The 1,929-nt window shown below is 59.5% G+C and carries 3 protein-coding genes; all 3 read left to right on the top strand.

Annotated elements, in window-relative coordinates; all coding sequences use genetic code 11:
- Positions 1-92: 92 nt before the first annotated feature.
- A complete protein-coding gene (gene tnpA, locus K4G67_RS17480) occupies positions 93-458 on the top strand; it encodes an IS66-like element accessory protein TnpA (protein ID WP_047819777.1) in 366 nt (121 codons plus the stop codon).
- Between the two features lie 114 nt (positions 459-572).
- Complete coding sequence (locus tag K4G67_RS17475) at positions 573-1,586, top strand: IS110 family RNA-guided transposase (RefSeq protein WP_420830058.1); 1,014 nt, start codon at positions 573-575, stop codon at positions 1,584-1,586.
- 259 nt (positions 1,587-1,845) lie between these two features.
- The coding region (tnpB, locus tag K4G67_RS17830) for an IS66 family insertion sequence element accessory protein TnpB (RefSeq protein WP_420830059.1) at positions 1,846-1,929 on the top strand (84 nt) is incomplete at its 3' end.

Here is a 1,929-nt window from a genome sequence, read left to right as displayed (position 1 = left end):
GCGTGCACCTTGGTCAATCAGGCACTGCCACATCGCCGGTGGACCAACACGAAGCGACCAGCCTCATGAATAGGACGGGTTAGGAGCGGAGCATGGGTCAGATCACGTTGATGACGGGGCCGGAGCGTCGGCGGCGTTGGAGCGAGGAGGAGCGGCTTGAGATTCTCGCCGAGGCCTTTGCGCCGGGCGCCTGCGTTGCCGATGTATCCCGGCGGCGGGACGTTTCGACCAGCCTGATCTACACATGGCGTCGCAAATTGCGCGAACAGTCGGCAGCTGCGTCCTTGCCGGTACCGGAGATGACTTTCGCCCAGGCCGTGCTCGCCGATGACGAGCAGCCTGCCGATCATGATCCGTGCGCCGCGATCACGGTCGATCTTTGCAATGGTCGGCAAGTGCGCATCTCCTCGTCTGCACCTGCTACGCTGGTTTCGGCGGCATTGAAGGCGCTGCGATGATCCCATCGGGCGCGAGGGTCTGGATCGCGATGGGCCACACGGACATGATGTGATGGACACCCCTTGCGACCCAGGCTCAACATTGTGGGGCTGAACCAATTGATGGAGTCGAACATGGATATCAAGGTAATCGGGATCGACATCGCAAAGCGGTATTTTCAAGTGCATGGCATCAACGCGACCGGAGGCGTGGTCTTGCGCCGGAAGCTGACGCGAGATCGATTTCTCAAGCTTTTCGGAGAAATGCCTCCCTGTATCGTCGGGCTTGAAGCGGGTTCAGGTGCTCACCACTGGGCACGCGAACTGGCCAAATTGGGGCACGACGTTCGCCTAATGCCGCCGCAATTCGTCAAGCCCTACGTCAAGACAAACAAGAACGATGCCGCCGATGCCGAGGCATGCTGCGAGGCCGTCCAGCGACCGGGGATGCGTTTTGTCCCAACGAAAACAATCGAGCAGCAGGCGGCAATGGCGCTGCACCGGGTTCGTGACCATTTGATCAGTCGGAGGACAGCGACTATCAACGCCTTGCGAGGCCATTTAGCGGAGTATGGTGTCGTTGCGCAGGTTCAGCGAACCGGGTTGCGGCAACTCTTCGATCTCGTCCTTGACGATCAAGACCAGAGCCTCGACCCTACGCTCAAACCCGTCCTCAGAATGCTGGTCGACGAAATCGTTTCGATGGATGCGCGTATATCCGACCTCGATCGACGGGTGAAAGATGCGGCGCGTGACAGCGAGGCTTGCCGACGTCTTGTCGAAATTCCAGGTATTGGACCGCTGATCGCAACAGCGGTCACGGCCGCGGTCTCTGATGAAACGCGTTTCAGTTCCGGGCGACATTTCGCTGCCTGGCTCGGGCTGACGCCGAGACAGCACTCAAGTGGCGGCAAGGAACGTTTGCTCGGCATAAGCAAACGGGGAGACGCTTACATGCGCCGACAATTCGTGAACGGCGCCCGCTCACTTGTTCGAATTGCGGACGGACGATCGGGTGGACTTTGGGATTGGATAAACGCCCTGCTGCAAAGGCGGTCATTTAACGTCGTGACGGTCGCGGTCGCGAATAAACTCGCGCGCGTCGCTTGGGCGATCCAGGCACGAGGAACGCGGTGGAAGCCGGCATGATCAACGCGTGATCGGAGTGACATAACGAACATTTGAACGAGACTGTGAGGGCAATTTGAACATGGTGGCAGGACCGGTCGGTGACCGGCGTCGACGAGCCCGGTTTGCGCATTGAACCTTGAGTTCGATGATATGATGGGAAGTCGATGGGCGGATCTCACCAAGGCCGAGCCTTTGCCGCTCAGGCCGGATAGATGGCAGCAGCCAATCCGATCTGCACATGATCAGAAAAACCTTGCACAGCAAGGGGTGTCCATAGATGCGCAAGGGCATGCAGGGGCTGGCCTTGCAGGTGCAACAGGGCCTGAAGCGCGATCCGCATGGCGGCGACCTGTTCGTGTTC

It is taken from the genome of Croceicoccus hydrothermalis, from assembly GCF_022378335.1.
In the GTDB taxonomy this organism is placed as follows: domain Bacteria; phylum Pseudomonadota; class Alphaproteobacteria; order Sphingomonadales; family Sphingomonadaceae; genus Croceicoccus; species Croceicoccus hydrothermalis.
Note: the sequence above shows the minus strand (reverse complement) of the source record. Positions and strands in the feature narration are given on the sequence as shown.